Here is a 26,305-nt window from a genome sequence, read left to right as displayed (position 1 = left end):
GGCTACCCCGCGTAGAGCAGCAGCAGACCGGCGACGGTGTAGGCGACCATCAACGCCAGCAGGGGTAGTTGGCCGGCCACCGCCCGGGCCCGGGGAAACAGGTACAGGGCGCGGTCGTGGGCGAGCAGCGTGCCGAGCAGGTGCCCGAGGATGATGACGGTGATCTGGAGGGTCGCCACCCCGGAGGGCGTGATCAGCGCGGTCTGCGGCTCCCAGCCGGCGGTGCCGAGCCAGTTGGCACCGGCGACCAAGGGGTCGGAGAGCAACGCGACGGTGCGTTGGCCCTCCAGGATCAGCAGCGAGTAGTAGTGCGCCACCACGTACCCCACGGCGATCGGCACGATGGAGTGGGCGATCTCGCCCGGCACCGCACGGGCCTCGGCCGCGTCGGCACGACCGATGCGTGCCGCGGCACCGGTGGCGGCGAGGTACGCCACCGCGACGGCGGCGATGACGAGGCTCAGACCGGCGCTGCCGGTGACCGCCGGGTGCAGGCCGTTCTCCTGGCTGAAGCGCAACCAGGCCGGCGCGTTGGAGAGGCTGTCGTACATTGTCGAGCCGAGCAGCACGACCACCAGGGCGACCAGCCCGGGGCGGGGTCGCAGGCCGGCGATCCCGTCGAGCGGGTTGCGCCACACCAGAACGCCGTCGGCGGCCCGACCGAGCGGGGCGAGTTGACCGATCACCGTGCTGTACGCCTCGAACGGGTCGGCGTTGTCGAACCAGCCGGCCCCGAACAGGACCGCGCCGACCAGCAGGACCACCGCGTACCCGGCCAGCCAGGCGGTGATGACCGGCAGGGTGGCCCGGTCGGGGGCGACCAGCTCCAGCCAGACGAACCCGAACACTGTGGCGGCTGCCGGCCACCAACCGACGCTGTCGGGCAGCTCACGCAGCCCTCGGTTCGGGTCGCGCCGTGCCGCCAGCGCCGCGAGCAGGTGCACAGTGCGCAGCGGGTTGACCGCACGCCAGACCGGGCCGAGCAGCAGCGACAGCGGGGCCAGCCCGACCCAGAGCAGCACGTAGAGCGCGCCGGCGGTCGGGTTGTCAGCGGTGTCCGGCCCACCCAGCAGACCGAGGCAGAACCAGGCCGCGGCGAGCAGGCCGAGCCCGCGCAGCGTCCACCGGAACGTGGGCGCGTCGACGAGTCGGGCGAGCCAGCGCGGCACCGGGCGACCGCCGACGGCGTCCCGGTCGAGCCGGGGCTCGCGCCAGAGCAGGCCCAGCGCCACGAACGTGACGACGAGGGTCAGCGCGGCGGCGACGACGAGCTGCGGCAGTGTGATCGGCAGGTCCTGGCGGCCACCGACGCCGTGTGCCAGCAGTGAGGGGGCGGCCGTCATGTCGTTCAGCGGACGACGAGCTGGAAGAGCACCAGCTCGGACTCGTGCGTCTCCACCTCGAACAGCCCGGTCTTGTCGGCGCGGAACTCCACCGAGCCGGGCGTGCCGGCCGGCAGCCGGGCACCCAGGTCGTAGCCGTGCACGTGCAACTCGTCGGCCACGTCGGAGGTGACGGTGATCCGGACCAGTTGGCCCTTACTGACGGTGACCCGTCCGGTCGGCGGGTCGACCCGCTTCTTCGCGATCGTGACGGTGATCTGTTGGTCCACGGCGGCGGTGCTGGCGGTGGCGCTGGGCGTGCTGGTGGCTGTCGGGGTCGGCGCGGTGGAGGTGGCGTTCGACGGGGCGACGGCCGTGGGCGCCGGCGAGGGGGTGGCCACGGAGGGGTCGTCGTCCTGCCCACAACCGGCGAGGAGCAGCGCGGCGACGGTGGCGGCGGCGAGGGTGGCGACGGTCCGGGCGGCGGGGGTGGTCACGAGCACGGGCGGACTCCGAACGACGCGAGGGGGACGGGTGTCGGGTTGATCGTCGGGGAGGAGAACTCTACGTCTTGTTCGGTGCCGGGGAAATGACCATGATGAACGAATGCGATCGAAGCTGGTCACTGTACGTAAGGTCCTGAGCCGTGTCGTGGCTGCGCTGGCGGCGACAGTGGTGGTGTCGCTGCTGCTGCCTGTCGCCCCGGCGTCCGCGCACGGCCAACTGGCGACCTCCACCCCGCTGAAGGGCACTGTCGTACGCGAGCCGCTGACCCAGTTGGCGTTGTACTTCACCGAGAAGCCGGCGTCCAACGCGCACTTCGCCATCAGTGGTCCGGACGGGTCGCGAGTGGACAACGGGTGGTCCTACGGTGAGCCGAAGCGACTGGACAAGCCGGTCACCGAGTACTTCATGGTCAACGGTGTGTTCGAGCCGCGGCTCTACCACACCGGCTTCCCGGCGATGGTGACCGTCGCGCACTGGCCGGCGAAGGGCCGCTACACCGCCAGTTACCTCTCGGTCGCCTCGGACGGTGAGGCGGTGCGGGGCGAGGTGGCCTTCGACTACCAGGGCCCCGGCACGCCGGCCCCGGCCGGTTGGTCGGCGCCCACGGCGGGGCCGGATCCGGCGCTGCTCGCGCAGGCCGAGGGTGAGGGCTCGACCAACTCCGGGGCCAGCGGCAGCCCGGTCGCCCCTACCGGCGCTGCGGCGGACAACCCGGCCGGCGCGGCGCAGGAGCAACGCGGCGGCGGGTTCCCGGCCTGGTTGGTCCCGGCGCTGATCGTCGTCGTGGTTTCGGCGATCGTGCTGGTGGCGGCCCGTCGCCGGCCCGCGACGCGCGGATCCTCCGCAGTGGATCGTCGGTCCGCCGGCGGCGCGGGTCGGGGCGGAGCCGCGACCCGCAAGTCCGCCAACCCGCCCCGGAAGACCGGCAATCGGGCCGGCGGTCCGGCGCGGCGCGGGCGGCGGTAGACAGTCGCAATAGCCGGGCATTCTTCGCGTACCATCGCGAACTTTCGCACGGACATAGCAAACTTTTGATGCATCAAGGCGAAGCCATGGACACTCCAATCGAAACACCTTAATGTTTCGAGCCATCCACCCGGTGTTTCCGCAACGTCACTCGTCGGCGTCGAGGACGTTACGGAGCCGGGCCGACGGTCATCCTCACCGCTGATCCACGCCGGCCGTCGGACACTCCACTGCCTCCTGGAGGAACGATGGGCACACGCCTGCTACGCCGACTCCACCATCCCGTCCTGGGTGCGCTGGCACTCGTCCTCGCCGCCGGTCTCTGGGCCGTCCCCGCCAACGCCGCCCCCGCGCAGGAACCGGGCGTCACGCTGCGCGTCTTCGACGTGCAGGTGCCGCTGTCCGAGTTGTGCACCCTCAAACCGGCCCAGACCCCTAACGTGGACAAGCTGATGTCCACAATCAACTGGACCTCGGCGGCCGACTTCGGCTTCGAGGACAACTTCGTCTCGCAGGTGCTCGGCAACATCACCACCACCCAGGCCGGCAGCTACACCTTCCGGCTCAGCAGCGACGACGGCTCCAAGCTGACGATCGACAACGCCGTGGTGATCAACCATGACGGCCTGCACGGCGCGACCCCACCGAAGGAGGGCAGTGTCACCCTCACCGCCGGTCTGCACCCGCTGCGCATCGACCACTTCGAGCGTGGGGGCGGGCAGCAGATCACCCTGGAGTGGAAGACTCCCGGTTCGTCGACCTTCGTTGTCGTACCGAACTCGGCGCTGAGCACCGACGCCGGCGTGGTCCGGGTGACCGCACCCGGACGCAAGGAGTGCGAGGGGATCTCCGACACCCCCGGTGACGGCCTGCCGCTGACCGGCGTGCACCCCGGCTACACCCTGACCAACCTGCGGCCCAGCGGCTTCCAGCCGAAGGTCACCGGCATGGACTGGCTGACCGACGGCCGGCTGGTCATCAGCACCTGGGGCGGCAGCGACCAGTCCGGCACCTCCCAGGACGGCGAGGTCTGGATCCTCGGCAACACCGGCGGGTCGACGACCCCGGGCGCCGTGACCACCAAGAAGATCGCCGGCGGCCTCAAGGAACCGATGGGGCTCAAGGTCGTCGACGGGGTGGTCTACGTGACCGAGAAGCAGCGGCTGACCCGGCTGGTGAACACCGGCGGTGACGAGGTGGCCGAGCGCCTGGAGACCGTCGCCACCTGGCCGTACGGCGGCAACTTCCACGAGTTCGCGTTCGGCCTGCTCTACCAGGACGGATTCTTCTATCTGAACCTGTCGGTGTCGATCAACTCCGGCGGCGCCACCACCAACCCGCAGCCCGCCACCAACCGCGGCACCACCCTCAAGGTCAACAAGGACACCGGCGCGGTCAGCTACGTCGCCGGCGGTCTGCGTACGCCACACGGCATCGGCTGGGGCCCGGAGGGCGGCATCTTCGTCACCGACAACCAGGGCGGCTGGCTGCCCTCGTCGAAGCTGGTGCACGTCAAGCAGGGCCGGTTCTTCAACCACTTCACGAACCCGGCGGGTCCGTTCGACACCGCAGCGGTCACGCAGCCGGTGCTCTGGATGCCGCAGAACGAGATCGCCAACTCGCCCAGCACGCCGCTCTACCTGACCAGCGGTCGCTACGCGGGCCAGTTCGTCATCGGTGACGTGACATACGGCGGCCTGCAACGCGCGAATGTGGAAAAGGTCAACGGCGAGTACCAGGGCGCGCTGTTCCGGCTCACCCAGGGCCTGGAGGCGGGCGTCTCCGAGGTCAACGTCGGCCCGGACGGCGCGATCTACGTCGGCGGGCTCGGCGCGGGCGGCAACTGGGGCCAGACCGGCAAGCTCTCGTACGGCCTGCAGAAACTCACGCCGAACACCGCCACCACGTTCGAGATGCTCGCGATGCGCGCCACCACTACCGGCTTCGAGGTGGAGTACACCCAGCCGGTGTCGACGGCGACCGCCACCGACCTGGCCGCGCGCTACAAGCTCAAGCAGTGGCGGTACGTGGCGACGTCGAACTACGGCGGTCCGAAGATCGACGAGGAGACCCTGACAGTCACCTCGGCCACCCTCTCGGCGGACGGTAAGAAGGTCAGCCTCACGGTGCCCGGTCGCAAGGCCGGCAGGGTGGTGCACCTGCGGTCACCGCGCCCGTTCACCTCCAACAGCGGCCAGTCCCTGTGGAGCACCGAGGCGTGGTACACGCTCAACTCGATCCCGGGCAGTCCCCCGCCGCCGACCGGCGGCACCATCACCGGCGTCGGTGGCAAGTGCCTGGACGTCGACAACGCGGGCACCGCCGACGGCACGAAGATCCAGCTCTGGACCTGCAACGGCACCACCGCGCAGTCGTGGACGAAGGTCGGCGACACGTACCGGGTGCTGGGCAAGTGCCTGGACGTGGACAACGGCGGCACCGCCAACGGCACGAAGGTTCAGCTCTGGACCTGCAACGCCACCGCGGCACAGGTATGGCAGCCGCAGGCCGACGGGTCGATCCGCAACCCGCAGTCCGGCAAGGTCCTGGAGGCCGCCGGCGGCAGCAGCGCCGACCGCACCCAGATCCAGCTCGGCACGTACGCGGGCGGCGCACACCAGAAGTGGGTGGTCAGCAGCGGGGTAACCGGCTGACCTCGGACGAGGGGGCGCGGTCCGACCGGCGGGTCAGACCGCGCCCCGCCCGTCAGCGGCGCGAGGATCTCCGCTCAGCGGAACAGCACCGGCCGGTTACCCCGGGCGCCGACGAGGTGTCCCCGGATGTTGATGTCCTCGATCGAGTCGGTCTCCCACACGCCCCGGGTGGTCAGGTCGGTCATCACCCCGTTGCGCCAGAGGAACGGGCGCCACGCCACCGTGGTGGTGCTCTGGCCAACCACCTCGCCCCGGTCGTTGATCGCGGTGGCGCGACTCCAGTCGCCACCGAGCGTGCCGAGGTCGGTCAGTGTCCGGTTCTGCCAGCGGAACGCCCGCCCGTTCGCCGCGCCCACCACCTGGCCCCGGTTGTTGATCCCGACGGCCTCGCTGCCGATCTGTGTGAGCACCCCGTCGCGCAGCCGGCCACCGACGCAGGTGCACGGGTAGTCCTGCGGCGGCACGTTGAACCCGCCCACCACGTCGCCCGCGTTGTTGAAGTCGGCGGTGAACTCGTAGAAGTACTCCCGACCCAGGTCGGTGAAGACGCCGTTGCGCCACAGGAAGCGGTGCGGCATGTCGCCGGCCGGTTCACTGGTGCCGAGCACCTGCCGCCGGTCGTTGACGCCGATCGCCACGCTGTTCTCCCCGCCCAGGGTGCCCAGGTCGTGGAGTTGGCCGTCACGCCAGAGCACCGCGCGGGTCAGGTAGTCCGGGCCGAAGGAGGTGATCGCCACGTCACCGAACTCGTTGACGTCCACGGCGCTGGAATCCGTGTCGCCCGGCAGCACGCCCAGGTCGGTGATGACACCGTGGCGCCAGAGCACGGCGTGCCGCGCGCCGCTGGCGACGGTGCTCCAGCCGACGACGTCGCCGCGGTCGTTCATCGCTGTGGCGGCGCCGTCACCGCCGCTCAGGGTGCCGAGGTCGACGACCCGGTAGCTGTGCGCAGACGCGGCGGCGGGAGCGGGAGCGAGGGTGATCAGCGCGACGACGGTCGTCGCTGCGGTCAGCAGGGGACGCGGGGACACCATGGACGCCAAGGGGGACGCTCCTCGGATCGGAGCGGCGACGACCCGGCGGACGGGCGCGGGGCCACCACCACTGCGCGTTCGATCGGTAACGCACAGTAGATCCGGTGTCATGGCGGGGCGCCAGGGACCGAACGGTCACCGACGCCCGAGGCGTGCGGCGCTGGGGCGTCGGTCAGGGGCCGTGTGGCAGCGGCTGCGCCAGTGCCCGTAGGTCCGCCGGCAGTTGGGCCAGGGCGTCCTCGAACTCCCGGTGCCCGACCACCCGGTGCATCGTCTGGAGCACCGCGCGGGTGCCCCGCTCGGCGGCCGGACGGTCGATCCCGGCGCGCTCGGCCACCCGGCGCAGGAACTCGTCGTAGCCGAACGTTTCCGGCGGCTCGGCGGCCTTGACCAGCAGCGGGCTCAGCTCGTCGGCCAGGTGGGGTGCCAACGCGCCCGCCTCCCCGCCGCTGAGCCGCTCGGTGAGGGTCCGCAGGACCGCCTCGGTGAGCGGGCGCGCCTGCTCCGGCGGGAGACCCGCCCGTGCCGCAACCTTGTCGACGAACGCCAGCTCGGCCATGCCCCCGCCCTTCGCTTTCGGAAACGCGTGGCTACCCGGGCCCACCGGCAGCAAACCCGGCAGCCGGAGCGGGATGGTTCTGCTTGTTGCTCCGCGCGGTGCCGTCCGCTTCTCGTACGGTGAGGTCGGACCGGGAACCCGACGGCTGCCCGACGGCGGCCCGTGCCGCAGGAGGAGCAGATGGCCCTCGACCTGCCCGACGTGATCGACCGGTACTTCCGGGCCGTCAACGACCGGGACCTGGACGCCTTCGTCGCCTGCTTCGCGGACACCGCGAGCGTCGCCGACGAGGACCGGCTGTACGACGGGCGGGCCTCGATCCGCGCCTGGCGGCAGAAGACGATGGACGCCTACTCGTACACCGCCGAGCCGGTCCGGGTCACGTCGCAGGCGGGCGATTCGTACCTGGCCCTCACCCGGGTGTCCGGTGACTTCCCCGGCAGCCCGATCGAGCTGCGGTACCGGTTCACGCTGCGCGACGGGCTGATCGGCGCCCTGGACATCCGTCCCTGACGGCGAGTGCCCCACCGATACGAAGGGGAACGCCGTGCCGCGAGTTCGGCTCAGCACCGGCTGTTCGCGCGGTCTCGGCCGGCCGGGACCGCCAGGCTGATCTCTCTGCCGCCGGGGCCGCGAGGCTGGTCGGGCCCGCCCGCAGGTGATCAACCGCCGAACGGACGAGACAGCCAAGAGGGCAGTGGATGACATGATGTGGCGGCAACAGCTGTCGCTACGAGAAGGGTTCCGGCTGCCCGATGGCGCACCTAGAGGCTCGCACGCCCACGACATCCGCGCGGAACGCGGTGCCGCTGGCCGGGCCGCCGCACCGGGCGGGCTGATGCCGGGCGAGCGACGGGAGACCGTGGCCGAGAAGAGTGTCCCCACCCATGCCGCGGACACCATGGCGTATCAGGTCGCAACCGACATACGAGCGGTGCGCGCGTTCGTCAGCGCCGGGGCGCTGGCCCGCGGCCTGTCGGCAGAGCGGGTGGAACTGTTGACCCTGGCGGTCAGCGAGCTGGCCACCAACACGTTGCAGCACACCACCGGCGGCGGCTGGGTACGGCTCTGGGCCGAGCCGGGTCAGTTGTTCTGCGACGTGGTCGACCACGGGCCGACGCGGGCGTTGGGCCAGAGCATGCCGGCCGCCGACTCGGTACGGGGTCGCGGGCTGGCGATCGTCGAGCAGATCTGTGACGAGGTCGCTGTGCTCACCGGCCCCGGGGAGACCGTCGTACGGATTCGCCTGAGTCTGTGAAGGTCGGCGGCGATCCCACCCGCCCCCGGCCAGGTTGGCTGCCACAATGCGGACAGCCCGGGCCGATGGTGGCACCGGGTCGGACCCGAACGGGAGGACGTCACGATGCCGGACAGCGCACGCGAGGCCGAACTGCTCGACGCCGAGCGCACCCTGCAGGCCGCCCAGCGGGCCGGTGACGTCGCCGCCCTCGATCAGTTGCTGGTCGACCAGCTGATCGCGATCGGCCCGGACGGGCGTACCCAGACCAAGCAGGACGACCTGGCCGCCCATCGGGACCGCCGCTTGGTCATTGAGGAACTGGTGGAGGAGGAGCTGGATCTGCTCGTTGTCGGCGCGACGGGGGTGACGTTCTTCCTGGGCCGGGTGTCCGGCGTCTCCGAGGGGGCGCCGTTCGCTGCGCGGCTGCGCTACACCCGGACGTGGGTGCACGACGACCCGCACGGCTGGCGGGTCCTGGCCGCACACATCAGCCCGGTCTGACTCAGCTGCCGTCCTCGTCGTCCTCATCGAGCAGGCCCTGCTCGTCGAGGAACGCGAACCACCTGTCGTCGGCGGGGGTCAGGTCGGCGTAGCCCGGCCCGAGCAGGTAGTAGTCCACGAAGGATTCCACGTCGGGGGCCAACTCCTCGAACGCGTCGGACATGAACCATTCGGTGCCGTTGGGCGGGAAGTACCAGATCGCTCCCGTGCCGCGATCCATGAAGATCGGCTCGTCGCTGCGGGTGCCGACCACCAGCCAGCCGGCCCGGTCCTGCGGGATGGACGAGAAGTCCGGCGCGTAGTCCAGGTGGTACTGCATCCCGGTGAGGGTCGACGAGGACGCCAGCTCGACCCGACCCGCCCGCAGCCCGTCGGCAACCAGCAGGAGGTCTCGGAGGTCGGCCGGGAGCCCCGCCGGCACGGCGTCGATCCCCGCCCCCTCGCCGAACTCGGCGTAGGCCAGGCTTTCCGGCACGTCGGCCAGCTCAGCCCGCAGCTCCTCGATGAGCTGCCGCAGCTCGAGGTTCAACGCACCACCTCTGTTTCGGATGAGGTCCCGTCGGCACTGCCCCCGGCTGCCAGGAGACCTGCGAGCCGATGCGCGGTTTGGTTCTACCACGCACCAGCTCGCCAGAGCGTCACCTCGCCGAATCCGCCAGCTCGGCCGCCGACGTCGAGCCCTGTCCTCAGCTCACGACGGCCTCTACAGCGCCGACGCGCAGGGTTCCGTCGTTGAGGGGCGTACAGCGGATGCCGCCGGTGGTGCGCAGCGCCTTCCACGTCCCCGGGCCGACGGTGACGTCCATCCAGGCGCACGGTCGGGCCGCCCGGTTGACCCGCAGGCTGACCGGGCCGTCGCCGGAGTCCAGCACCAGCACCCTGCCGATCAGCTCGTCCACGGCGATCCCGGTGGTGAGGATGTTGCGCCGCACCTCGGCCAGGCCGATGCCGGCCGGCAGCGACTCCTGCGCGATCACTGTGACGCTGGCGTCGCGGTGTGCCTGCTGGCCGAAGTACCTGTCGCCGACGATGCCGAGGCCGGCCCGGATCCGGACGGCGTCAACCAGCTCACCGGGCGGGGCCGGGGCCGGGCCGTCGGCGGGCCGGCCCAGGAAGCGGTGCACGGGCGAGGCCAACAACTCGACGATCTCCGGCATGGCAGGAATTCTACGAACCGGACCGGGCCCGCCGGGGCAGGTCGACGGATGAGCCGGCGGGGACGACGGCGCGAGCGTCGTCGTCCCCACCGCGCCCCCGGTTCAGGCCGGCGTGCCGGTGACGGTCAGGTTGCGCAGTCGGCCCACGTTGTCGAACGAGCCGAAGCCGACCCGGCCCGAGCCGAAGGTGGTGTCCTTCGCGGTGAGCAGCGGGTCGCGGTGCCCGTCGAGGTAGACGGCGATCTCGCCGGTGGTCGGCAGGTGCACCACCCGGACGTGGTGCCACCTGGCATCGGTGATCGCCGGATTGGCGCCCCGGGAGCGGCCGTTCCACTGGTGGTCGATGCGCTCCCGGTCGGCGTTGTCCACCTTGAAGATGCCGTTGTGCGGATAGATCGTGTTGTCGGTGGAGAGGTGGGCGTAGTAGAACTCGGTGTCGGAGCGCCAGCCGAAGACGATGATCACGTCCCGGTTGGTGACCTCCACCGGGGTGTCGAGTCGTACCTCGGCGTCGATCCGCACCGACGACCACTGCGGGCCGTTGGTCAGCACTGCGTACTCGAAGGGCCGGCGCGGGCCCGGCCGGCTCTCCCCGGCCTCGGCCAGGATGACCTGGTCGCCTGTGAACTGCCACTTCGCCGGCGTCACCGGCGCCCAGTTCGCGGCTCCGGCGGTGCGGCGGACTGTGACGTCTCCGACGTCACCGCTGGCGAACTCCCGGGTACCGGTCACCTTCCAGACCTTTCCGTTGGCCTTCGCGACGACGTAGAGCTCACCGGCGGCGTCGGTGCCGAAGCGCAGGTCCACCCGGTTGGGGTCACCGGGCGCGCCCGGGGCGGACAGGTCGCGCATCCGGACCGGGGTGCCAGCCGTGTCGAAGAGCGCGAGCTGGTGGATCGTGGCCAGATCCCGGCCCCGGCGCATCTCGTTGGCCTCGGTGTAGAACACCCGGCCGTCGACCAGGTCGCCGAAGACGTACTTTCCGCGCAGCGCGGGCAGCGCCCGCCCCCGGTAGACGAAGCCACCGGCCACCGCGACACCGACGTCGTCGGTGCAGTTCCAACCGGCGGCGGGGTCGTGGTCGTACGCGGCGACCGGGTAGGTGTAGCCGTACCTGTCATCGTCGGCGGGCAGCGGGAACAGCCGGTCGCACTGGTTCGTTGCCGCCCTGTCGAAGACGAAGGAGCCTTCGCGCTCGCTCCAGCCGAAGTTGTCCCCGGCGCGGACCTCGTAGATGGCCTCGACGGCGTGTTCACCGATGTGCCCGAGGTACATCCGGCCGGTCGCCCGGTCCCAGCTGAACCGGTGCGGGTCCCGGAAACCCACCGCGTAGAGCTCGCCGAGCGCGCCGGGCCTGCCGACGAACGGGTTCCCGGCGGGGATGCCGTAACGCCCGTTGGCGGAGTTGGTGCCCCGGGGGTCGATCCGCAGCAGCTTGCCGTGCGGCAGGGCAAGGTTCTGCGGATCGGTGTTGCGCGCGCCCTGGCCACCGTCGCCGACGGCGAGGTACAGCAGGCCGTAGTCGCGGTCGTGCCGCTTGGCGGTGGGGTTGAAGTTGATCTCCTGGATGCCGTGTACCTGACCGCCGAAGCCGATGCGCAGCACCTCCCGGTGCGTACCGGCGAAGGTGGCGGCGGCCGGATCCGTCGCCGTCCACTCGGTGATGACACCGTGGAAGAGGGTGTTGGGCTGGGCGTAGTCCGCTGTGGCGGTCGTCGTCGACGCCAACTCGGTGTGGATGGTGTAGAACCGGCCGTTCGCCCCGAACTCCGGGTGGAAGGCGACGTACCCGAAGCCCTGGCCGAGCCCACGACCGGAGAAGAACCGCGGCGCGAACGTCGCGGCCACGTCCAGGTAGACGTGCGGCACGCCACCCTCGACCAGGTAGAGGCTGCCGTTGAGGTCGGGCACCGCCCGCCGGCCGGAGCCGTCGGGCACCTCCATGATGGTGTTGATCCGTGCGGTACGCATGAGCCGCGCGTCGGTCGGCGCCGGCGTGGGGTACGACTGCGGGAAGCTGGCGTACTCGCTGAGGACCAGCCCCAGTCGGGACTGGACCGGCATCTCGGGGATCGGGTCGTAGACCGCGTCGGCGGCGCGCGCGGGCGTGGCGACCAGTGTGGACAGGATCAGCACGAGGGCGGTGAGGCCGGCCCTCAGTGTGGGCCGGCGGACGGTGCCGGCGCGGCGGTGCAGGGTGCGCACGCGTGTCTCCTTCTCGGTGGGACGGTGCCGAGGGTGGTCAGCGGGCAAGGTGGCGGTACTGCCTCCGTACGTCGTTCGCGGAGACCACACTGTCGAGGAACATCAGGCCGTCCATCCGGCAGTCGCACGGGTTGCGTTCGAGTGTGTCCTGCGGGAAGCTCCCGCCGATCTTGATGCCCCGGGGGTCGGACGCGGTGGTCACGTGCGGGCCCGGCCCGGACACCAGCCACGGGTCGTCGGCGCGGGTGTAGAAGCCGTCCACCGGCTCGCCGTTGCGGTAGAGGGCGAGCGCGCCGGTGTTGAAGTCGAAGGTGGCGGCGAGGTGCACCCACTCCCCCACCGGCAGCAGCTCGCGCCAGTCCCGGGTGGCGGCGAAGGTCTGTGAGTTGCCGCCGTCGAGCCGCCGGCCGAGCGCGACGAGGCGCAACTCCCCGTCGACGTCGATCAGCTCCAGCAGGGCGCGGACGCCGTGGCCGTCGGAGTCGCCGGTCAGCACTCCGGCCAGCCCGATCGCGTTGTACCTGTCGTCCGGGTCGGCGGTGGTGGAGTTGGGTAGGGGATTGTCCATGTTCAGCTTGAACCAGCCCATGACCGTGGTGCCGGCGGTGGCGCTGAAGGCACGCAGTGTCCGCACCCCGCTGGCCGACCAGGTGCCGGCCTTCCAGTCGTCGTTGCCGGCGACGGCGGGGGCGACCTGCCGGGTCTGCACCGCGTTGCCGCTGCCGCGGTAGGCGCGGTCCGGCACCCGCATGGCGGCACCGCCGTTGATCAGCTCGATCTCGGTGCCGGAACGCCCCTGGTCGCGTTCGAGGGCGGGGTCGCCGGGCACCGGGTGGTCGAAGTCGTACGCGGCGACCAGGTGCGCGCGCAGCGCCGGGTGGACGTCGGACGACATGCTGCGATCCGCCTGCGCCGCTGGCGCGCTGGCGCCGGTCAGTGCGCCGATCGCCAGGAGGGAGACGGCCGCTCTTCGGGCCCTGGACATGGCTGTCACCTCGTTTCGCGGCATCCCGGATGCCGGTCACGTAAGCGCTTACGAAAGCGCTTACGTACCCTAGGCTTCGATCGATGTCGCTCGCAACAGATCGGGCGACATGGATGTTTTCGGAAGGTTGCCGATGCCCAGGGCCAGCCAGCGGCCGCGCCTCGTGGACGTCGCCCGACACGCCGCCGTCTCGCTGGCGACCGCCTCCCGCGCCCTCGCCGGCCGTGAGGGGGTCAGCGCCGAGGTGGCCGATCGGATCCGGCAGGTCGCTCGCGAACTGGGCTACGTGGCCAACCCGTACGCCCGCACCCTGGCCAGCGGGGCCACCTCCACTGTGGGTTTGATCGTCCATCAGGTCGACGACCCGTATTTCTCCGAGATCGCCGCTGGGGTCATCCAGCTCGCCGCCGAGCAGGGGCTGCTCGTGCAGATCTGCCAGTCCGGCCGCGACCCCGACTACGAGCTGCAACAGCTGCGCCACCTGATCGCCCAGCGGGTCGGCATCGTCCTGATCAGCGGTTCCGGCTACGACGACCCACGGATGGAGAGCGCGGCGCGCGCCGAGCTGGCCACGTTCCAGGACCACGGCGGCCGGGCCGCCGCCATCGGACGGCACGCGCTCGGCGTCGACGCCGTGCTGCCGGACAACGAGGCCGGTGGCTTCGCGCTCGCCCAGCACCTGATGGATCTCGGCCACCGGCGGATCGCTGTCGCCGCGGGCAGCGCCGGCCTCACCACCGTCGCCGACCGGCTGGCCGGAGTGTCGTCGGCTCTGCGGGAGCGCGGGCGGTCCCCCGCCGACCTCGCCGTCGTGCACAGCGACTTCACCCGCGGCGGTGGACGCGCCGCCGCCGAGCAGATCCTCAACGACCATCCCGAGACGACGGCGATCATCGCGCTCAACGACGCGATGGCCATTGGCGTGCTGTCGACGTTGCGCTCGCGCCGCGTGCCGGTGCCCGCGCGAATGTCAGTCGTCGGCTTCGACGACGTCTCCGTGGCTGCCGACCTCGCACCCAGCCTCACCACCATCCGCCTGCCGATGACCGAGATGGGCCGCACGGCACTCGCCCTCGCGCTCAAGCCACGCACGACACGCCCTCGCCGCCGCCCCACCGGGCACCTGCTGGTGGTCCGCGACTCGACCGGGCCGGCACCGACGATCTGACCGACGCCACGCCGATCACACCGCCAACGCCGCCCGGACCTCCCGCTCGGCAGTGGAACCCCCGTCGCCGTGCGAGGTGACCCGACCCGACTCCAGCACGTGGTAGCGGTCCGCCACCCGCAGCGCGAAACCCAGGTGCTGCTCGACGAGGAGCACACTGAACCCGGACTGCCGGGTCAGCTCGACGATCCGTTCCTGGATCTCCGCGACAACCGACGGCTGGATGCCCTCGGTCGGCTCGTCGAGCATCAGCAGCCGCGGCCGGGTGATCAGGGCCCGGGCGATGGCCAGCTGCTGGCGCTGACCGCCGGAGAGCAGCCCGGCCCGACGCCGCAGCAGCGGGCGCAGTGCCGGAAACAGATCCAGCACCTCCGCCGTGGCCACCGCCCCGTCGCGCCGACCGTCGGCGACCAGCCGCAGGTTCTCCGCGGCGGTCAGGTGCGGGAAGCACTGCTGACCCTGCGGCACGTACGCCATCCCCCGCGCCACCCGCTCGTGCGGCCCGGCGCGGGTGACGTCCTCACCGTCCAACTCGACGGTGCCGGCACTCGGGCGCAGCAGCCCCGCCGCAACCCGCAGCAGTGTGCTCTTGCCGGCACCGTTGTGCCCGAGCACGGCGGCCACCCCGTCGGGCGGGACCGCCAGATCGACCCCGTGCAGCACCTCAGAACGCCCGTACCCGGCGTGCACCCCGCGCAGCGTCAGCATCATGCCTCCAGGCCGGTGCGGGCCGACCCGGCGTCCACCGGGTGGCCAAGGTAGACCTCCTGCACGCGCGGATCCGCCTGGACCTGCGCGACAGTGCCCTCGCTGAGCACCCGGCCGGCGTGCAGCACCGTGACGCTGCGCGCGAACCGACGCAGGAAGTCCATGTCGTGCTCGATCACGACGACGGTGCGGTCCCGGCTCACCGTCTCCAACAGGGCGCCGGTGGCGTCGCGTTCCTCATGGCTCATCCCGGCGACCGGCTCGTCCAGCAGCAGCAGCCGCGCGTCCTGCACCAGCAGCATGCCGATCTCCAGCCACTGCTTCTGGCCGTGCGCGAGCGTCCCGGCGAGGTCAGCGGCCCGCTCGGCCAGGCCGATGGTCTCCAGCGCGGCGGCGACCTCGTCGGGCACACCACGGCGGCGGCGGGCCAGCGTCGCCCAACTGCGGCGAGCGCCCGCCGCGATGTCGAGGTTCTGCAACACCGACAGCTCCTCGAATACCGTCGAGGTCTGGAAGGTCCGCCCGATGCCGAGTCGGCTGATCCGGTGCACCGGCCGGCCGAGCAGTTCCTCCTCCCCGAACCGGACCGAGCCGGTGGCCCGGACCAGACCGGTGACCGCGTCGACAACCGTGGTCTTGCCGGCGCCGTTCGGCCCGATCAGGAACCGGATGTCACCGGCGGGCACCTCCAACGAGACGCCGTCCACAGCGGTGAAGCCGTCGAAGCTGACCCGCAGGTCACGGACGGACAACCCGTCCAACCGTTCGCCGCTCATGCCGTGCTGGCTGGGCATGCGCTCACGGCCCTCCCTGCGCTCGGTGCGTTCGCTCATGCCGTGCTGGCTGGGCATGCGCTCACGGCCCTCCCTGCGCTCGGTGCGTTCGCTCATGCCGCCGGCACCTCCGTCCGCTCGGCGCGTCGTCGGCCCAGCGACAACCACCCGCGCCGCAGCGGCTGCGCGGCGACGTCGCGGCGGCGGGCCAACGCCCACAGCGACGCCAGACCGCCGGGCAGGAACGCCACCACGACCACGAAGAGCAACCCCTGGAGGTACGTCCAGGTGCCCGGGAAACGCTCGGAGAGGGCGGTACGCGCCCAGGCGACCGCCACCGCGCCGAGCACCGGCCCGAGCAGTGTCGCCCGGCCGCCCACTGCGACGCCGATGACGAACTCGATCGACGGGACGATGCCGATCAGCGCGGGCGAGATGATGCCCACCGCCGGCACGAACAGCGCCCCGGCCAGCCCGGCCATTCCCGCCGCGACCACGTACGCCACCAGCTTGACCGACGCCGGGTCGTAGCCCAGGAAGCGGACCCGTTCCTCACCGTCGCGGACCGCCACCAGCAGCTCGCCGTAGCGGCTGTGGATGAGCTGACGGGTCAGCGCGAGCAACGCCAGCAGCGTCCCGGCGATGATGAAGTACACCATCCGCTGGTTGACCGGGTCGTCCAGGTCGTAGCCGAAGAAGCCGGTGATGTCGGTGAGCCCGTTGGTGCCGCCCGTGGTGCCCTGCTGGCCGATCAGCAGGATCACCATCGCGGCGGCGAGCGCCTGGCTGAGGATGGCGAAGTACGCGCCACGGACCCGGCGACGGAAGACCAGCGAGCCGAGCCCGAAGGCGACAGCCATCGGCAGCAGCACAGTGGCGGGCAGCGCGAACCACGGGCTGGCGAACGGCCGCCACCACAGCGGCAGCTCGTCGAGTTGCCCGTACAGCTGCATGAAGTCGGGCATCCCACCCGGGCCCGCGTCGGCGAGCTTGAGGTGCATGGCCATCGCGTAGCCGCCGAGGCCGAAGAAGACGCCCTGGCCCAGGGTGAGCATCCCGCCCCGGCCCCAGGCGATCCCGATGCCGACCGCGACCATGGCGACACAGAGGTACTTGGCGAGCAGGGCCAGCCGGAAGTCCGACAACACCAGCGGAGCGACGGCGAACAGCAGCGCCGCGCCGAAGGCGAAGCCGGCCAGGGTGCGGAGTCGCGAGCGGCCGGCGGGGCGGTTCGGGGGTACGGCGCCGGCGGGCGCCGGACGGACGACGGTGCTGGGCGGCGCGGGGGTGACGGCGGTCATGCGAGGCTCCTGGTCCGCAGCGTGAACAGACCCTGTGGCCGCCACTGGAGGAACGCGACGATCGCCACGAACACGATCACCTTGGCGACGCTGAGGGTGGTCAGGTACTCCCCGGTGGCCTGGAGCACGCCGAGGGCGAAGGCGACGATCACACTGCCCTTGAGTTGGCCGATCCCGCCGACCACGACGACCAGGAAGGCGTCGATGATCAGGTTGGTGCCCATTGTCGGGCCGATCGGGCCGAGCAGGGTGAGGGCCACCCCGGCGAGCCCGGCCAGGCCGGAGCCGAGGAAGAAGGTCGTCCGGTCGACCCGGGAGGTGGCGATGCCGGACACGGCGGCGAGGTCGCGGTTCTGCACCACCGCGCGGATGCGACGCCCGAGCGGGGTGAGTCGCAGCGCCAGTGTGAGCGCCGCTACGGCGGCCAGCGCCAGGGCCAGGATGAACAGCCGGTTGTTGGCGATGGTCAGCCCGCCGGGCAGCGCCACGTTGCCGGTGAGCAGCTCGGGCGCGCGGGTTTGCACGTTCGGGCTGCCGAAGATGTCCCGAGCCAGTTGTTGCAGAATCAGCGAGACACCCCAGGTGACCAGCAGGGTGTCCAGTGGCCGGGCGTAGAGCCGGCGAATGAGCAGCACCTCCAGCAGGACACCCATGGTGCCGGCGACCACGAACGCCACCGGCAGCGCGACCGCCAGCGAGAGGCCGGCGCCGGTGATGCTCTGTTGCAGAACGTAGGTGGTGTACGCGCCGGCCATGATGAATTCACCGTGCGCCATGTTGATCACGTTCATCTGGCCGAAGGTCAGCGCCAGGCCGAGCGCGATGAGCAGCAGCACCGCGCCGATGCTGATGCCGGTGAAGAGTTGACCGAAGAGGACTGTCACTGTGGGGACTCCGAACTGCTGGTCGGGTGGCCCGGGCGGAGCGCGCGGCAACGCGTTCCGCCCGGGCCGGCGGCGTCAGCTCAGGCCGCTCGCCCACGGGTAGGTCTTGAGGTACGGGTCCGGTGCGACCGGCTTGCCGGAGTTCCACACCTCGGTGATCAGACCGTCCGCGCCGATCTTGCCGATCCGGGCGGTCTTGGCGATGTGCTGGGTCTTGCCGTCGACGGTGACCAGACCCTCCGGCGCGTCGAAGGTGATCCCGTCCGAGGCGGAGCGAACCTTCTCCACGTCGAAGGCGCCGGCCTTCTCGACCATCGCCTTCCACAGGTGCACGCCGACGTACGCGGCCTCCATCGGATCGCTTGTCGGCTTGTCCGCGCCGTACTTCGCCTTGTACGCGGCCACGAACTTCGAGTTCGCCGCGCCCGGGGTGGTCTGGTAGTAGTTCCAGGCCGTCAGCTGGCCCTCCAGGTACTGGGTGCCGATGCCCTTCACCTCTTCCTCGGCGATCGACACCGACACCACCGGCATCGCGGCGGCGCTCAGACCCGCGGACTTGTACTCCTTGAAGAAGGCCACGTTGCTGTCACCGTTGAGTGTGTTGAACACCGCGTCCGCGCCGGACGATTTGACCTTGTTGACGATGGTGCCGAACTCGGTGGAGCCGAGCGGCGCGTAATCCTCACCCAGCACCGTCATCCCGTTCGCGGTCGCGTACGCCTTGATGATTTTGTTTGCGGTTCGCGGAAAGACGTAGTCGCTACCGACCAGATAGACCGACTTGACGCCTTGCGACTTGAGGTAGTCCAGCCCGGGAACGATCTGCTGGTTGGTCGTCGCTCCGGTGTAGAAGATGTAGGGCGACTGCTCAAGCCCCTCGTACTGCACCGGGTAGAACAGCAACGCCTTGTTCTTCTCGAACACTGGCTTGACCGCCTTGCGGCTGGCCGACGTCCAGCAGCCGAAGACGGCGGCAACGCGGTCCTCGGAGATGAGCTTCTCGGCCTTCTCGGCGAAGGTGGGCCAGTCCGAGGCGCCGTCCTCACCGACCGGCTGGATCTTCTTGCCGAGGACACCGCCGGCCGCGTTGATCTCATCGACGGCGAGCATGATGGAGTCGCGGACGGTGACCTCGCTGATCGCCATGGTCCCGGAGAGCGAGTTGAGCAGGCCCACCTTGACGGTGTCACCGGAGACGTCGGCGGTGACGCCGGTCGCGCCGCCCTCGTCGGTGGTCTTGCTGCCGCACGCGGTCATCGCGGCCGCGGCGACCAGGGTCATGGCACCCGCCAGGATGCGGCGGCCCCGGAATAATGACATCTACTCTCCCTGCGGTGCACTCAAGTGGCGAAAGGACGGTCGGTGCGGTCCGATGGAGCTGACGTGGGCGATGCCAGGGTCGACGGGTGGACGCCGCGCAGGGCACCGGATCGGATATGGGCAGGGAAAGCGTTGACCGGCATGATTGCGCGGGTGTTTCCCAGTCCTTAATTGACTGTTTCCGAGGGACCGTCGAGGCGCGCACGAAAAACGGCCGACACCGTTTGGGAGGAAGCGGTGTCGGCCGTTCGGAAAAACGCAGGATAAGTGCCACCACATTGGTCGACGGACAAATCCGTCGACGGTGGGCACGCAATGGTGAGATCTGACCCCATGGCAGATACTTCACGCAGGAAGCATCTTAGGACGGGATCGGGTGGCGCTGTCAAGGGTCGGCTGGGCCGACTGCCGTGCTGAGTTCAGAGCTGGGCGAGCACTGTGAAGTCGAGCCCGTCGGCCTCGGCGAGGTAGATGCGCTGCCGGACGTGCCGCTGGCGCAGCCGCAACCGCCCACGCGGCCCGTGGTAGGCAACCGTGTCGGCGGCCGTCTCGATGGCCCGTACGTCGAGGGTGCGGGCCTGGCCGATCAGCGCGGCAAGCAGCATGACGCCCTCGTAGCAGGACTCCCCCAGGCTTCCCAGCGGCGGCGCCTCCACCCCGAAACGCCGCGCGAACTCGCCGTGGAAGTCGAGATTCTCCTGTGTGACCAGCCCGGCGAAGAAACCCGCCGTGCTGTACAGCCTCCGGGTCGCGCCGGCGCCGCTGGCCAACAGCATGTTCTCGTCCATCAGGGTGCTCAACCGCAGGCAGCGCTGGTCCAGGCCGGATCGGGCGAACGCGCGGTTGAACCGGACCGCGTCGGCACCGACCAGCAGCATCAACACCGCGTCCGCGTCACTGTGCTCGATGCGGCGCAACACCTCGGTGAAGTCGTGCGCGTCCAACGGCAGGAAGTGCCTGCCCACCACCTGCCCACCGGCGCGCAGCGCGTACCGCTGGGCCGCGCGCGACGTCCGGCGCGGCCACACGTAGTCGTTGCCCACCACGAACCAGCGGCGCACGCCCTGCTCCGCGGCGAGCAGCCGCATCGCGGGCCACAGTTGGGCATCCGGCGTCTCGCTGGTCAGGAAGACACCTTCGGTGCGTTCGCCGCCCTCGTAGAGTGCGGTGTAGACGTAGGGCACCCGGTGCGCGACGCGGGGCGCCAACGCCTGGCGCACCGAGGAGATGTGCCACCCCGTCACCCCCTGCACGGCCCCCACCGACACCAACGCCTCGACCTCGGCGGCCACCTCGGCCGGCGGTGCGCCACCGTCGACCGGCACCAGCCGGACCTCCCGACCCAGCACGCCACCGCACCGATTGATCTCCTCGACCGCGAGTTGCGCGCAGAGTTCACAGGTGGGGCCGAACATGCCGGCCGGCCCGCGCATCGGGTAGACCAGCGCGATGCTGACCACGGCACTGTCGACGGTCAGCCACGGCGGTGCCGGCGCGGACATGACCACATGATTGCCCGGCCCACGACGGAAGACCAGCGCTCACCACTGGCCGGGACGACTCGCTACCATGACAGGGCCACCGGCCCAGGGAGTTTCATGTCAGACGTGCCCGGGACGCCAGCCGACCTGCTGCGCTCGCTCACCCGCGCCGAACGGCTGCTCTCCCGCCGACTGGGCGCTGTGCTGGCCGACGACGCGATCAGCATCGAGGCGTGGCGGGTGCTCTGCCTGCTCGCCGACGGCCAGGGTCACCCGATGAGCGAGGTGTCCGTCGAGGCGTCACTGCCGCCGGGCACCCTCACCAAGCTGGTCGACCAGCTCGTCGACCGCAACCTCGTCTTCCGCCGGGTCGATCCGATCGACCGCCGACGGATCCGGGCGTACCTGACAGTTCGCGGCCGCCGCGAGCACGCCCGCCTGGACGAACGAGTCCGAGCCAGCATCGCCGAACTGGGCGTCCAGCAGGCCGCTGACCTGATCGGCCACCTCGACGACCTAGTCGGCCGCCTCGACCCGACCCGTCAGCGGGAGCACGCCGACGCGGTCGGTCCACACCGCTGACCCCCTTCCCCGCTCCCGCCCGGCGCCGTCGCTCACCGCACCAAACTGACCTCGGAAACGGCCTCGCTGACCGAGGTCGATCCCGGCAGGACCAGCAGACGACTCGGCAGCGGGTCCCTAGACGCTGAGGTGGGCGCGCAGGGTGTGCGCGTCGGGAGCCGTGGCGGTCCACAGTGTCGCGGGGCCACCGGCCAACGGCAGCCGGGCGACACTGCCGTCGGCCATTGGCGGTTCGGCGGCCTGCGACGGATCGACCACGAGCAGCGATCCGGTGGCCGGGGCGCCGCCGAGCACCGCCGGGCCGGCCCAGCCCGGCGCGTGCGGTCCCACAGCGAGGGACTGGCGCAGCAGTGGTCGACCCGCGTAGTCGACCTGGGTGTGTACGACGGCGCCGCCGGGCGCCTCGCCGTACCGGCCGCAGATCAGCTCGTCGCGCCACAGCAGGCTCGCACCGGCGGCCAACTCGATCCGGGACTCGGCGAGGTGCGCGCAGCCGGCCGCCGCGACCAACTGTTCCGGAAGCCAGTGCAGCGTGGCGTCGGCGTGCACCACCGCCCGAACCGCCATCCGGGAGACGGCACCCGCGCGACCCGGTAGGGCGATCGACGCGGCGACGCTGTGCACCCGGACGGCCGCGCCCGGTCCAACCTCGATCTCCAGGCGCAGATCGTCGCCGGCGAGCGGTCCGGCCGCCCCGCCGACGAGGTGCACCGTGGCGACACCACCGTCGGTCGGGGTCTGGCGCAGCAGCAACGGCGTTTCGCCGTGCAGCTCGACCAGGGCCGTGCCACCCCGACCGTCGGCCCGGGCGACCAGCCGAGCGAGCGCTCGCATCAGGCCGGGCCGACCGGCACGGTCAGTGGGTGCGCTGCGGCGTGGTGGGCCAACTCGTGCCGGATCCAGTCCGCTACCGACGTGGCGGTGGGGTCTCCCACGATGGACAGGAAGAGGGTCGGGAGGTCGCCGCGCCGGGCCCGCGCGTCACGATCCATGACGGCGAGGTCGGCACCCACCATCGGCGCCAGGTCGGTCTTGTTGATCACGAGAAGGTCGGCGGCGGTGACCCCGGGCCCGCCCTTGCGGGGCACCTTGTCCCCGCCCGCCACGTCGACCACGAAGATCTGCCGGTCGACCAGCCCCCGACTGAAGGTCGCGGTCAGGTTGTCCCCACCGCTCTCCACGAGGACGAGGTCCAACGGGCCGACGGCCTCGGCCAGCTCGTCGACGGCGTCCAGGTTGGCACCGATGTCGTCACGGATCGCCGTGTGCGGGCAGCAGCCGGTCTCCACAGCGCGGATCCGGGCCGGGTCCAGCACACCGGCCCGCCGGAGGAAATCGGCGTCCTCGGTCGTGTAGATGTCGTTGGTCACCACGCCGAGCCGCAACTCGTCGGCGAAGGCACGGCAGAGCGCGGCCACCAGGGCCGTCTTGCCGGAGCCGACCGGGCCGCCGATGCCGACCCGCAGGGCCCGACCGGCACGCGCCAACGGCGGATGGGGGTCCACCCCCGGCTCCGGATGGGCGTGCGGAACGCTCTCGTCGTGGGGTGGGACGGCCGGCGGCGGCGTGAGCGGTTCGACGGCGGGCACAGCGCTCGGCACAACGGTGTCAGGACGCAAAGAGACGCACCTCCCAGGTGGCATGGATTTCGGCATGGATGTCGGCAAGTGGGGCGGCGGCGGCCGGCAGCCGCTCCGGTGGGTCATCGGCGGCCCGCGCCGCGTCGGCGGCAGTGCCGTCGCAGGCGTCGGCCAGGCCGACAAGCAGGGCCTGGACCTGGTACGGATCGAGGCCGAGCAGACGTACACCGGCGCTGGCCGCCCCGGTCAACGTCCCGTACGCGGCGATCGTGGCGGTCTCGACGCGGGACAACCCGGCCGCAGCGCAGAGCAGCCCGAGCACCAGCGGTTGGTGCGCGCCACCTGGCGTCGCGGGCAGGTCGGCGAACGGGGCGTCCGACCAGATGGACCGGCCGGCTCGCAGCAGCGCCCGGCCCTGCCGGCGCGAGACCGCCCGCAACGCCGGGGCGGCGGTACGCGCGTCCAGCTCCGCGTCGAGCCGGGCCAGCGCCCCCGACCGAGCGGGAGACCCGACCGGCGCGTCCGATGGTCGGGCGGACCGGGCCGGGTGCGCCGAGCCGACCGTCTCGGGCATCGCCACCCGGTGTGCGGCCGCCGCGAACGCCGCGCCGACAAGACCGGCGGTGGCCAGCCGTCCGGCCAGGAACGCCTCCAACGAGGTCAGGTCGGTGACCCGGCCGGCGGCGACGGCCGCCTCCAGACCACCGGAGTGCGCGTGCGCCCCGGCCGGGAAGCGCCCGTCGGCCAACAGCAACAGCAGGCTCGGCGTCGCCATCAGAACAGGAAGTACCGCTGGGCCATCGGCAGCCGGGTCACCGGGTCCGGCTCCACCACCTGCCCGTCGATCCGCACGGTGAAGGTGTCCGGGTCCACCTCGATGCGCGGCATCGCGTTGTTCTCCGGCAGGTCGGCCTTGCCCCGCGACCGTACGTCGCTCACCGGCACCACCCGGCGACGCACGTCGAGGCGGAGTCCGGCGTCCAGGGCCGCCGGGGCCACGAAGGCCAGGCTGGTGGCGGCCGCCGCTGCGCCGTACGCCCCGAACATCGGCCTCGGCAGCATCGGCTGCGGTGTCGGGATCGAGGCGTTGGCGTCGCCCATCTGGGCGTACGCGATCATGCCGCCCTTGAGCACCAGGTGCGGCCGTACGCCGAAGAACGCCGGGTCCCACAGCACCAGGTCGGCGAGCTTGCCTGGTTCGACCGAGCCGACCTCCCGTTCCAGGCCGTTGGCCATCGCCGCGCAGATGGTGTATTTCGCCACGTACCGTCGGGCCCGGTTGTTGTCGGCGGGCCCGTCACCCGGCAGGGCGCCGACCCGGTCCTTCATCACGTGGGCGCTCTGCCAGGTCCGCATGATCACCTCGCCGACCCGGCCCATCGCCTGCGCGTCCGAGCCGATGATCGAGATCGCGCCGAGGTCGTGCAGCAGGTCCTCGGCCGCCATCGTGGACGGTCGGATCCGACTCTCGGCGAAGGCCAGGTCCTCCGGGACGGACGGATTGAGATGGTGGCAGACCATCAACATGTCCAGGTGCTCGGCCAGGGTGTTTGCGGTGTACGGCCGGGTCGGGTTGGTCGACGACGGCAGCACGTTCGGTTCGCTGGCCACTGTGATGATGTCCGGCGCGTGCCCGCCGCCGGCTCCCTCGGTGTGGTACGAGTGGATCGCCCGACCACCGATCGCCCGCAGGGTGTCGGCGACGAACCCGGCCTCGTTGAGCGTGTCGGTGTGGATCGACACCTGGACCCCGGACGCGTCCGCCACCCGCAGGCAGGCGTCGATCGCCGCCGGTGTGGTGCCCCAGTCCTCGTGCAGCTTGAAACCGCCCGCGCCGGCCCGCAACTGTTCCCACAACGCCTCGGTGGAGACGGTGTTGCCCTTGCCGAGCAGCAGCACGTTGACCGGCATGGTGTCCAGTGCCTCGTGCATCCGGGCCAGGTGCCAGGCGTTCGGTGTGACAGTTGTCGCGCGGGTCCCCTCGGCCGGCCCGGTGCCACCGCCGACCATCGTGGTGATGCCACTGGCCAGCGCCTCGGTGACGATCTGCGGGCAGATGAAGTGCACGTGGGTGTCGACCGCTCCGGCGGTGAGGATCCGACCGTTGCCCGCGATCACCTCGGTCGACGGGCCGATGACCAGGTCGGGGTGGACACCGGGCATGGTGTCCGGGTTGCCGGAGCGGCCGAGCGCCACGATGCGCCCGTCGCGCAGCCCCACGTCGGCCTTGACCACGCCCCAGTGGTCGAGCACCACGGCGCCGGTGATGACGGTGTCCAGCGCCCCCTCGGCGCGGGTGGCACGGGACTGCCCCATCGACTCGCGGATCACCTTCCCGCCGCCGAAGACCGCCTCGTCGCCGCCCACGCAGTGGTCGGTCTCCACCTCGATCAGCAGGTTGGTGTCGGCCAGTCGGATCCGGTCACCGGTCGTCGGTCCGTACAGGTCGATGTAGCGGTCCCGCCGCACGACGCTCACCGCGGCGACCCGTCGGCCGTGACCGCGTGCGGCGACGGGTCCAACGGTCCGGCGCACTCTGCGCGCAGGCCCGGCACGACGCGTGCGCCGCCAAGTGGCACGAGGTCGACGCTGCGGTTGATGCCCGGCTCGAACCGGACCGAGGTGCCGGCCGGAACGGCGAGCCGTTGTCCCCAGGCCGCGCCCCGGTCGAACGACAGCGCCGGATTGGCCTCGGCGAAGTGGTAGTGCGAGCCGACCTGCACCGGGCGATCGGCGGTGTTGACCACGAGCACCGTGGTCACCGGACGCCCCACGTTGATGTCGACCGGGTCCGCCGCCGGCAGGATCTCCCCGGGGATCATGGGATCGGGTGGTGCACGGTCACGAGCTTGGTGCCGTCCGGGAAGGTCGCCTCCACCTGCACCTCCCTCAGCAGCTCGGGGATGCCGTCCTGGACGTCGTCGCGGCCGAGCACCGCCCGGCCGGCCGACATCAGGTCGACCACCGACCGCCCGTCGCGGGCCCCTTCGAGGAGGAACGCGGTGATCACCGCGACGGCTTCGGGGTAGTTGAGGCGCAGGCCGCGTTCGCGGCGGGCGCGGGCGACATCTGCCGCGACGTGGACGAGCAGGCGGTCCTGCTCGTGCGGGCTGAGGAACACGGGGCTCTCCCGGTGGGTCGGCGTGCCCCGGCTCGCCGTCGGCTCCACACGGAGCCACCCGGGCAACAGGACCCGAGGGGACGAGCTGGGAGTCACACGACCGCCGGGTCACCGCCGACGGGGCGACCCGGGATTCCACCATCCCGGCCCGCACGACGGGCAACCGGCGGTGTCGGGTCGGATGCGGACCGCACCGCCCACCGCTGAGCAGACCGTAGAGGATCGCCACCGACCGAGGCAACAGCCATTCAGGGATG

The 26,305-nt window shown here is 71.3% G+C and carries 27 protein-coding genes; 7 read left to right on the top strand and 20 right to left on the bottom strand.

The window, feature by feature from the left end; all coding sequences use genetic code 11:
• Window positions 1–2 precede the first annotated feature (2 nt).
• Window positions 3–1,343 (bottom strand): hypothetical protein, encoded by a 1,341-nt coding sequence (locus MED01_RS14710; protein ID WP_238669127.1) that lies wholly within the window; start codon window positions 1,341–1,343, stop codon window positions 3–5.
• Between the two features lie 5 nt (window positions 1,344–1,348).
• Window positions 1,349–1,825, bottom strand: a complete 477-nt coding sequence (locus MED01_RS35725) for a cupredoxin domain-containing protein (RefSeq protein WP_274525733.1) — start codon at window positions 1,823–1,825, stop codon at window positions 1,349–1,351.
• Between the two features lie 103 nt (window positions 1,826–1,928).
• Here MED01_RS35725 and MED01_RS14700 point away from each other — a divergent pair, with 103 nt between their 5' ends.
• Window positions 1,929–2,795, top strand: coding sequence for a copper resistance CopC family protein (locus MED01_RS14700; protein ID WP_238669126.1), 867 nt, complete (start codon window positions 1,929–1,931; stop codon window positions 2,793–2,795).
• Between the two features lie 248 nt (window positions 2,796–3,043).
• On the top strand, window positions 3,044–5,449 hold the full coding sequence (locus MED01_RS14695; RefSeq protein ID WP_238669125.1) for an RICIN domain-containing protein: 2,406 nt from the start codon (window positions 3,044–3,046) through the stop codon (window positions 5,447–5,449).
• Window positions 5,450–5,523: 74 nt separating this feature from the next.
• On the opposite strand, the gene MED01_RS14690 is transcribed toward MED01_RS14695, so the two are convergent.
• Window positions 5,524–6,483 carry a hypothetical protein gene (locus MED01_RS14690; protein ID WP_238669194.1) on the bottom strand — a complete coding sequence of 320 codons (960 nt, stop codon included), beginning with the start codon at window positions 6,481–6,483 and terminating at the stop codon, window positions 5,524–5,526.
• Window positions 6,484–6,655: 172 nt separating this feature from the next.
• A complete protein-coding gene (locus tag MED01_RS14685) occupies window positions 6,656–7,042 on the bottom strand; it encodes a DUF2267 domain-containing protein (protein WP_238669124.1) in 387 nt (128 codons plus the stop codon).
• Window positions 7,043–7,222: 180 nt separating this feature from the next.
• Between MED01_RS14685 and MED01_RS14680 the strand changes: the two genes are divergently transcribed.
• The 3 genes from MED01_RS14680 to MED01_RS14670 all read left to right on the top strand — a co-directional run bounded on the left by MED01_RS14680 (window position 7,223) and on the right by MED01_RS14670 (window position 8,783).
• Window positions 7,223–7,555: a nuclear transport factor 2 family protein gene (locus tag MED01_RS14680; RefSeq protein WP_238669123.1), complete on the top strand. Its 333-nt coding sequence runs from the start codon at window positions 7,223–7,225 to the stop codon at window positions 7,553–7,555.
• A gap of 193 nt (window positions 7,556–7,748) precedes the next feature.
• On the top strand, window positions 7,749–8,300 hold the full coding sequence (locus MED01_RS14675; protein ID WP_308193479.1) for an ATP-binding protein: 552 nt from the start codon (window positions 7,749–7,751) through the stop codon (window positions 8,298–8,300).
• A gap of 105 nt (window positions 8,301–8,405) precedes the next feature.
• Window positions 8,406–8,783, top strand: coding sequence for a nuclear transport factor 2 family protein (locus MED01_RS14670; RefSeq protein ID WP_238669122.1), 378 nt, complete (start codon window positions 8,406–8,408; stop codon window positions 8,781–8,783).
• Window position 8,784: 1 nt separating this feature from the next.
• Here MED01_RS14670 and MED01_RS14665 read toward each other — a convergent pair whose 3' ends face one another.
• The 4 genes from MED01_RS14665 to MED01_RS14650 all read right to left on the bottom strand — a co-directional run bounded on the left by MED01_RS14665 (window position 8,785) and on the right by MED01_RS14650 (window position 13,130).
• A complete protein-coding gene (locus MED01_RS14665; RefSeq protein ID WP_238669121.1) occupies window positions 8,785–9,312 on the bottom strand; it encodes a hypothetical protein in 528 nt (175 codons plus the stop codon).
• A gap of 157 nt (window positions 9,313–9,469) precedes the next feature.
• Window positions 9,470–9,940, bottom strand: a complete 471-nt coding sequence (locus tag MED01_RS14660; RefSeq protein ID WP_238669120.1) for a molybdenum cofactor biosysynthesis protein — start codon at window positions 9,938–9,940, stop codon at window positions 9,470–9,472.
• 102 nt (window positions 9,941–10,042) lie between these two features.
• Entirely contained in the window at window positions 10,043–12,145 is a 2,103-nt protein-coding gene (locus MED01_RS14655) for a PQQ-dependent sugar dehydrogenase (protein ID WP_238669119.1), read from the bottom strand.
• A 37-nt stretch (window positions 12,146–12,182) separates the two neighbouring features.
• Complete coding sequence (locus MED01_RS14650) at window positions 12,183–13,130, bottom strand: LamG-like jellyroll fold domain-containing protein (protein WP_238669118.1); 948 nt, start codon at window positions 13,128–13,130, stop codon at window positions 12,183–12,185.
• A 133-nt stretch (window positions 13,131–13,263) separates the two neighbouring features.
• Here MED01_RS14650 and MED01_RS14645 point away from each other — a divergent pair, with 133 nt between their 5' ends.
• The gene (locus MED01_RS14645; RefSeq protein WP_238669117.1) at window positions 13,264–14,298 is read left to right on the top strand and encodes a LacI family DNA-binding transcriptional regulator; all 1,035 of its coding nucleotides are present in this window, start codon (window positions 13,264–13,266) and stop codon (window positions 14,296–14,298) included.
• 15 nt (window positions 14,299–14,313) lie between these two features.
• Here the strand turns inward: MED01_RS14645 and urtE are convergent, their stop codons facing one another.
• The 6 genes from urtE to MED01_RS14615 all read right to left on the bottom strand — a co-directional run bounded on the left by urtE (window position 14,314) and on the right by MED01_RS14615 (window position 20,786).
• Window positions 14,314–15,006: an urea ABC transporter ATP-binding subunit UrtE gene (urtE, locus tag MED01_RS14640; RefSeq protein WP_238669116.1), complete on the bottom strand. Its 693-nt coding sequence runs from the start codon at window positions 15,004–15,006 to the stop codon at window positions 14,314–14,316.
• Window positions 15,006–15,896: an urea ABC transporter ATP-binding protein UrtD gene (gene urtD / locus MED01_RS14635; protein WP_238669115.1), complete on the bottom strand. Its 891-nt coding sequence runs from the start codon at window positions 15,894–15,896 to the stop codon at window positions 15,006–15,008. Before urtD ends, urtE begins: the two co-directional genes overlap by 1 nt.
• Window positions 15,893–17,080 (bottom strand): urea ABC transporter permease subunit UrtC, encoded by a 1,188-nt coding sequence (gene urtC, locus MED01_RS14630; RefSeq protein WP_238669114.1) that lies wholly within the window; start codon window positions 17,078–17,080, stop codon window positions 15,893–15,895. Before urtC ends, urtD begins: the two co-directional genes overlap by 4 nt.
• Window positions 17,077–17,964 (bottom strand): urea ABC transporter permease subunit UrtB, encoded by an 888-nt coding sequence (gene urtB / locus MED01_RS14625; RefSeq protein WP_112605839.1) that lies wholly within the window; start codon window positions 17,962–17,964, stop codon window positions 17,077–17,079. The genes urtC and urtB overlap by 4 nt, the downstream gene beginning before the upstream one ends.
• 75 nt (window positions 17,965–18,039) lie before the next feature.
• Window positions 18,040–19,284: an urea ABC transporter substrate-binding protein gene (gene urtA, locus MED01_RS14620; RefSeq protein WP_238669113.1), complete on the bottom strand. Its 1,245-nt coding sequence runs from the start codon at window positions 19,282–19,284 to the stop codon at window positions 18,040–18,042.
• Between the two features lie 419 nt (window positions 19,285–19,703).
• Window positions 19,704–20,786, bottom strand: a complete 1,083-nt coding sequence (locus MED01_RS14615; protein WP_238669112.1) for a substrate-binding domain-containing protein — start codon at window positions 20,784–20,786, stop codon at window positions 19,704–19,706.
• Between the two features lie 96 nt (window positions 20,787–20,882).
• Here MED01_RS14615 and MED01_RS14610 point away from each other — a divergent pair, with 96 nt between their 5' ends.
• Entirely contained in the window at window positions 20,883–21,347 is a 465-nt protein-coding gene (locus MED01_RS14610) for a MarR family winged helix-turn-helix transcriptional regulator (protein ID WP_238669111.1), read from the top strand.
• A gap of 117 nt (window positions 21,348–21,464) precedes the next feature.
• On the opposite strand, the gene MED01_RS14605 is transcribed toward MED01_RS14610, so the two are convergent.
• The 6 genes from MED01_RS14605 to MED01_RS14580 are packed head-to-tail and all read right to left on the bottom strand — an operon-like array spanning window position 21,465 to window position 26,048.
• Complete coding sequence (locus tag MED01_RS14605) at window positions 21,465–22,181, bottom strand: urease accessory protein UreD (RefSeq protein WP_238669110.1); 717 nt, start codon at window positions 22,179–22,181, stop codon at window positions 21,465–21,467.
• The gene (ureG, locus tag MED01_RS14600; RefSeq protein WP_238669109.1) at window positions 22,181–22,966 is read right to left on the bottom strand and encodes an urease accessory protein UreG; all 786 of its coding nucleotides are present in this window, start codon (window positions 22,964–22,966) and stop codon (window positions 22,181–22,183) included. Before ureG ends, MED01_RS14605 begins: the two co-directional genes overlap by 1 nt.
• Complete coding sequence (locus tag MED01_RS14595) at window positions 22,956–23,702, bottom strand: urease accessory protein UreF (RefSeq protein WP_238669108.1); 747 nt, start codon at window positions 23,700–23,702, stop codon at window positions 22,956–22,958. Before MED01_RS14595 ends, ureG begins: the two co-directional genes overlap by 11 nt.
• Window positions 23,702–25,405, bottom strand: coding sequence for an urease subunit alpha (locus MED01_RS14590; protein ID WP_238669107.1), 1,704 nt, complete (start codon window positions 25,403–25,405; stop codon window positions 23,702–23,704). The genes MED01_RS14595 and MED01_RS14590 overlap by 1 nt, the downstream gene beginning before the upstream one ends.
• Entirely contained in the window at window positions 25,402–25,749 is a 348-nt protein-coding gene (locus tag MED01_RS14585) for an urease subunit beta (protein ID WP_238669106.1), read from the bottom strand. The genes MED01_RS14590 and MED01_RS14585 overlap by 4 nt, the downstream gene beginning before the upstream one ends.
• A complete protein-coding gene (locus MED01_RS14580) occupies window positions 25,746–26,048 on the bottom strand; it encodes an urease subunit gamma (protein ID WP_030335444.1) in 303 nt (100 codons plus the stop codon). Before MED01_RS14580 ends, MED01_RS14585 begins: the two co-directional genes overlap by 4 nt.
• Between the last annotated feature and the right edge of the window lie 257 nt (window positions 26,049–26,305).

This window comes from Micromonospora alfalfae (assembly GCF_022230925.1).
Classification (GTDB): Bacteria; Actinomycetota; Actinomycetes; order Mycobacteriales; family Micromonosporaceae; genus Micromonospora; species Micromonospora alfalfae.
Note: the sequence above shows the minus strand (reverse complement) of the source record. Positions and strands in the feature narration are given on the sequence as shown.

Excerpts from the sequence above, each read along its gene's own strand:
- MED01_RS14680 (WP_238669123.1), top strand. The coding sequence starts at position 7,223 with ATGGCCCTCGACCTGCCCGACGTGATCGACCGGTACTTCCGGGCCGTC.
- MED01_RS14660 (WP_238669120.1), bottom strand. The coding sequence starts at position 9,940 with ATGCCGGAGATCGTCGAGTTGTTGGCCTCGCCCGTGCACCGCTTCCTG.
- MED01_RS14595 (WP_238669108.1), bottom strand. The coding sequence starts at position 23,702 with ATGGCGACGCCGAGCCTGCTGTTGCTGTTGGCCGACGGGCGCTTCCCG.
- MED01_RS14700 (WP_238669126.1), top strand. The coding sequence starts at position 1,929 with ATGCGATCGAAGCTGGTCACTGTACGTAAGGTCCTGAGCCGTGTCGTG.
- MED01_RS14585 (WP_238669106.1), bottom strand. The coding sequence starts at position 25,749 with ATGATCCCCGGGGAGATCCTGCCGGCGGCGGACCCGGTCGACATCAAC.
- MED01_RS14670 (WP_238669122.1), top strand. The coding sequence starts at position 8,406 with ATGCCGGACAGCGCACGCGAGGCCGAACTGCTCGACGCCGAGCGCACC.
- urtD (WP_238669115.1), bottom strand. The coding sequence starts at position 15,896 with ATGAGCGAACGCACCGAGCGCAGGGAGGGCCGTGAGCGCATGCCCAGC.
- MED01_RS14615 (WP_238669112.1), bottom strand. The coding sequence starts at position 20,786 with ATGTCCGCGCCGGCACCGCCGTGGCTGACCGTCGACAGTGCCGTGGTC.
- MED01_RS14695 (WP_238669125.1), top strand. The coding sequence starts at position 3,044 with ATGGGCACACGCCTGCTACGCCGACTCCACCATCCCGTCCTGGGTGCG.
- urtC (WP_238669114.1), bottom strand. The coding sequence starts at position 17,080 with ATGACCGCCGTCACCCCCGCGCCGCCCAGCACCGTCGTCCGTCCGGCG.
- MED01_RS14675 (WP_308193479.1), top strand. The coding sequence starts at position 7,749 with ATGATGTGGCGGCAACAGCTGTCGCTACGAGAAGGGTTCCGGCTGCCC.
- MED01_RS14690 (WP_238669194.1), bottom strand. The coding sequence starts at position 6,483 with ATGGTGTCCCCGCGTCCCCTGCTGACCGCAGCGACGACCGTCGTCGCG.
- MED01_RS14685 (WP_238669124.1), bottom strand. The coding sequence starts at position 7,042 with ATGGCCGAGCTGGCGTTCGTCGACAAGGTTGCGGCACGGGCGGGTCTC.
- MED01_RS14605 (WP_238669110.1), bottom strand. The coding sequence starts at position 22,181 with ATGCGAGCGCTCGCTCGGCTGGTCGCCCGGGCCGACGGTCGGGGTGGC.
- urtA (WP_238669113.1), bottom strand. The coding sequence starts at position 19,284 with ATGTCATTATTCCGGGGCCGCCGCATCCTGGCGGGTGCCATGACCCTG.
- urtE (WP_238669116.1), bottom strand. The coding sequence starts at position 15,006 with ATGCTGACGCTGCGCGGGGTGCACGCCGGGTACGGGCGTTCTGAGGTG.
- MED01_RS14650 (WP_238669118.1), bottom strand. The coding sequence starts at position 13,130 with ATGTCCAGGGCCCGAAGAGCGGCCGTCTCCCTCCTGGCGATCGGCGCA.
- MED01_RS14710 (WP_238669127.1), bottom strand. The coding sequence starts at position 1,343 with ATGACGGCCGCCCCCTCACTGCTGGCACACGGCGTCGGTGGCCGCCAG.
- MED01_RS14610 (WP_238669111.1), top strand. The coding sequence starts at position 20,883 with ATGTCAGACGTGCCCGGGACGCCAGCCGACCTGCTGCGCTCGCTCACC.
- MED01_RS14645 (WP_238669117.1), top strand. The coding sequence starts at position 13,264 with ATGCCCAGGGCCAGCCAGCGGCCGCGCCTCGTGGACGTCGCCCGACAC.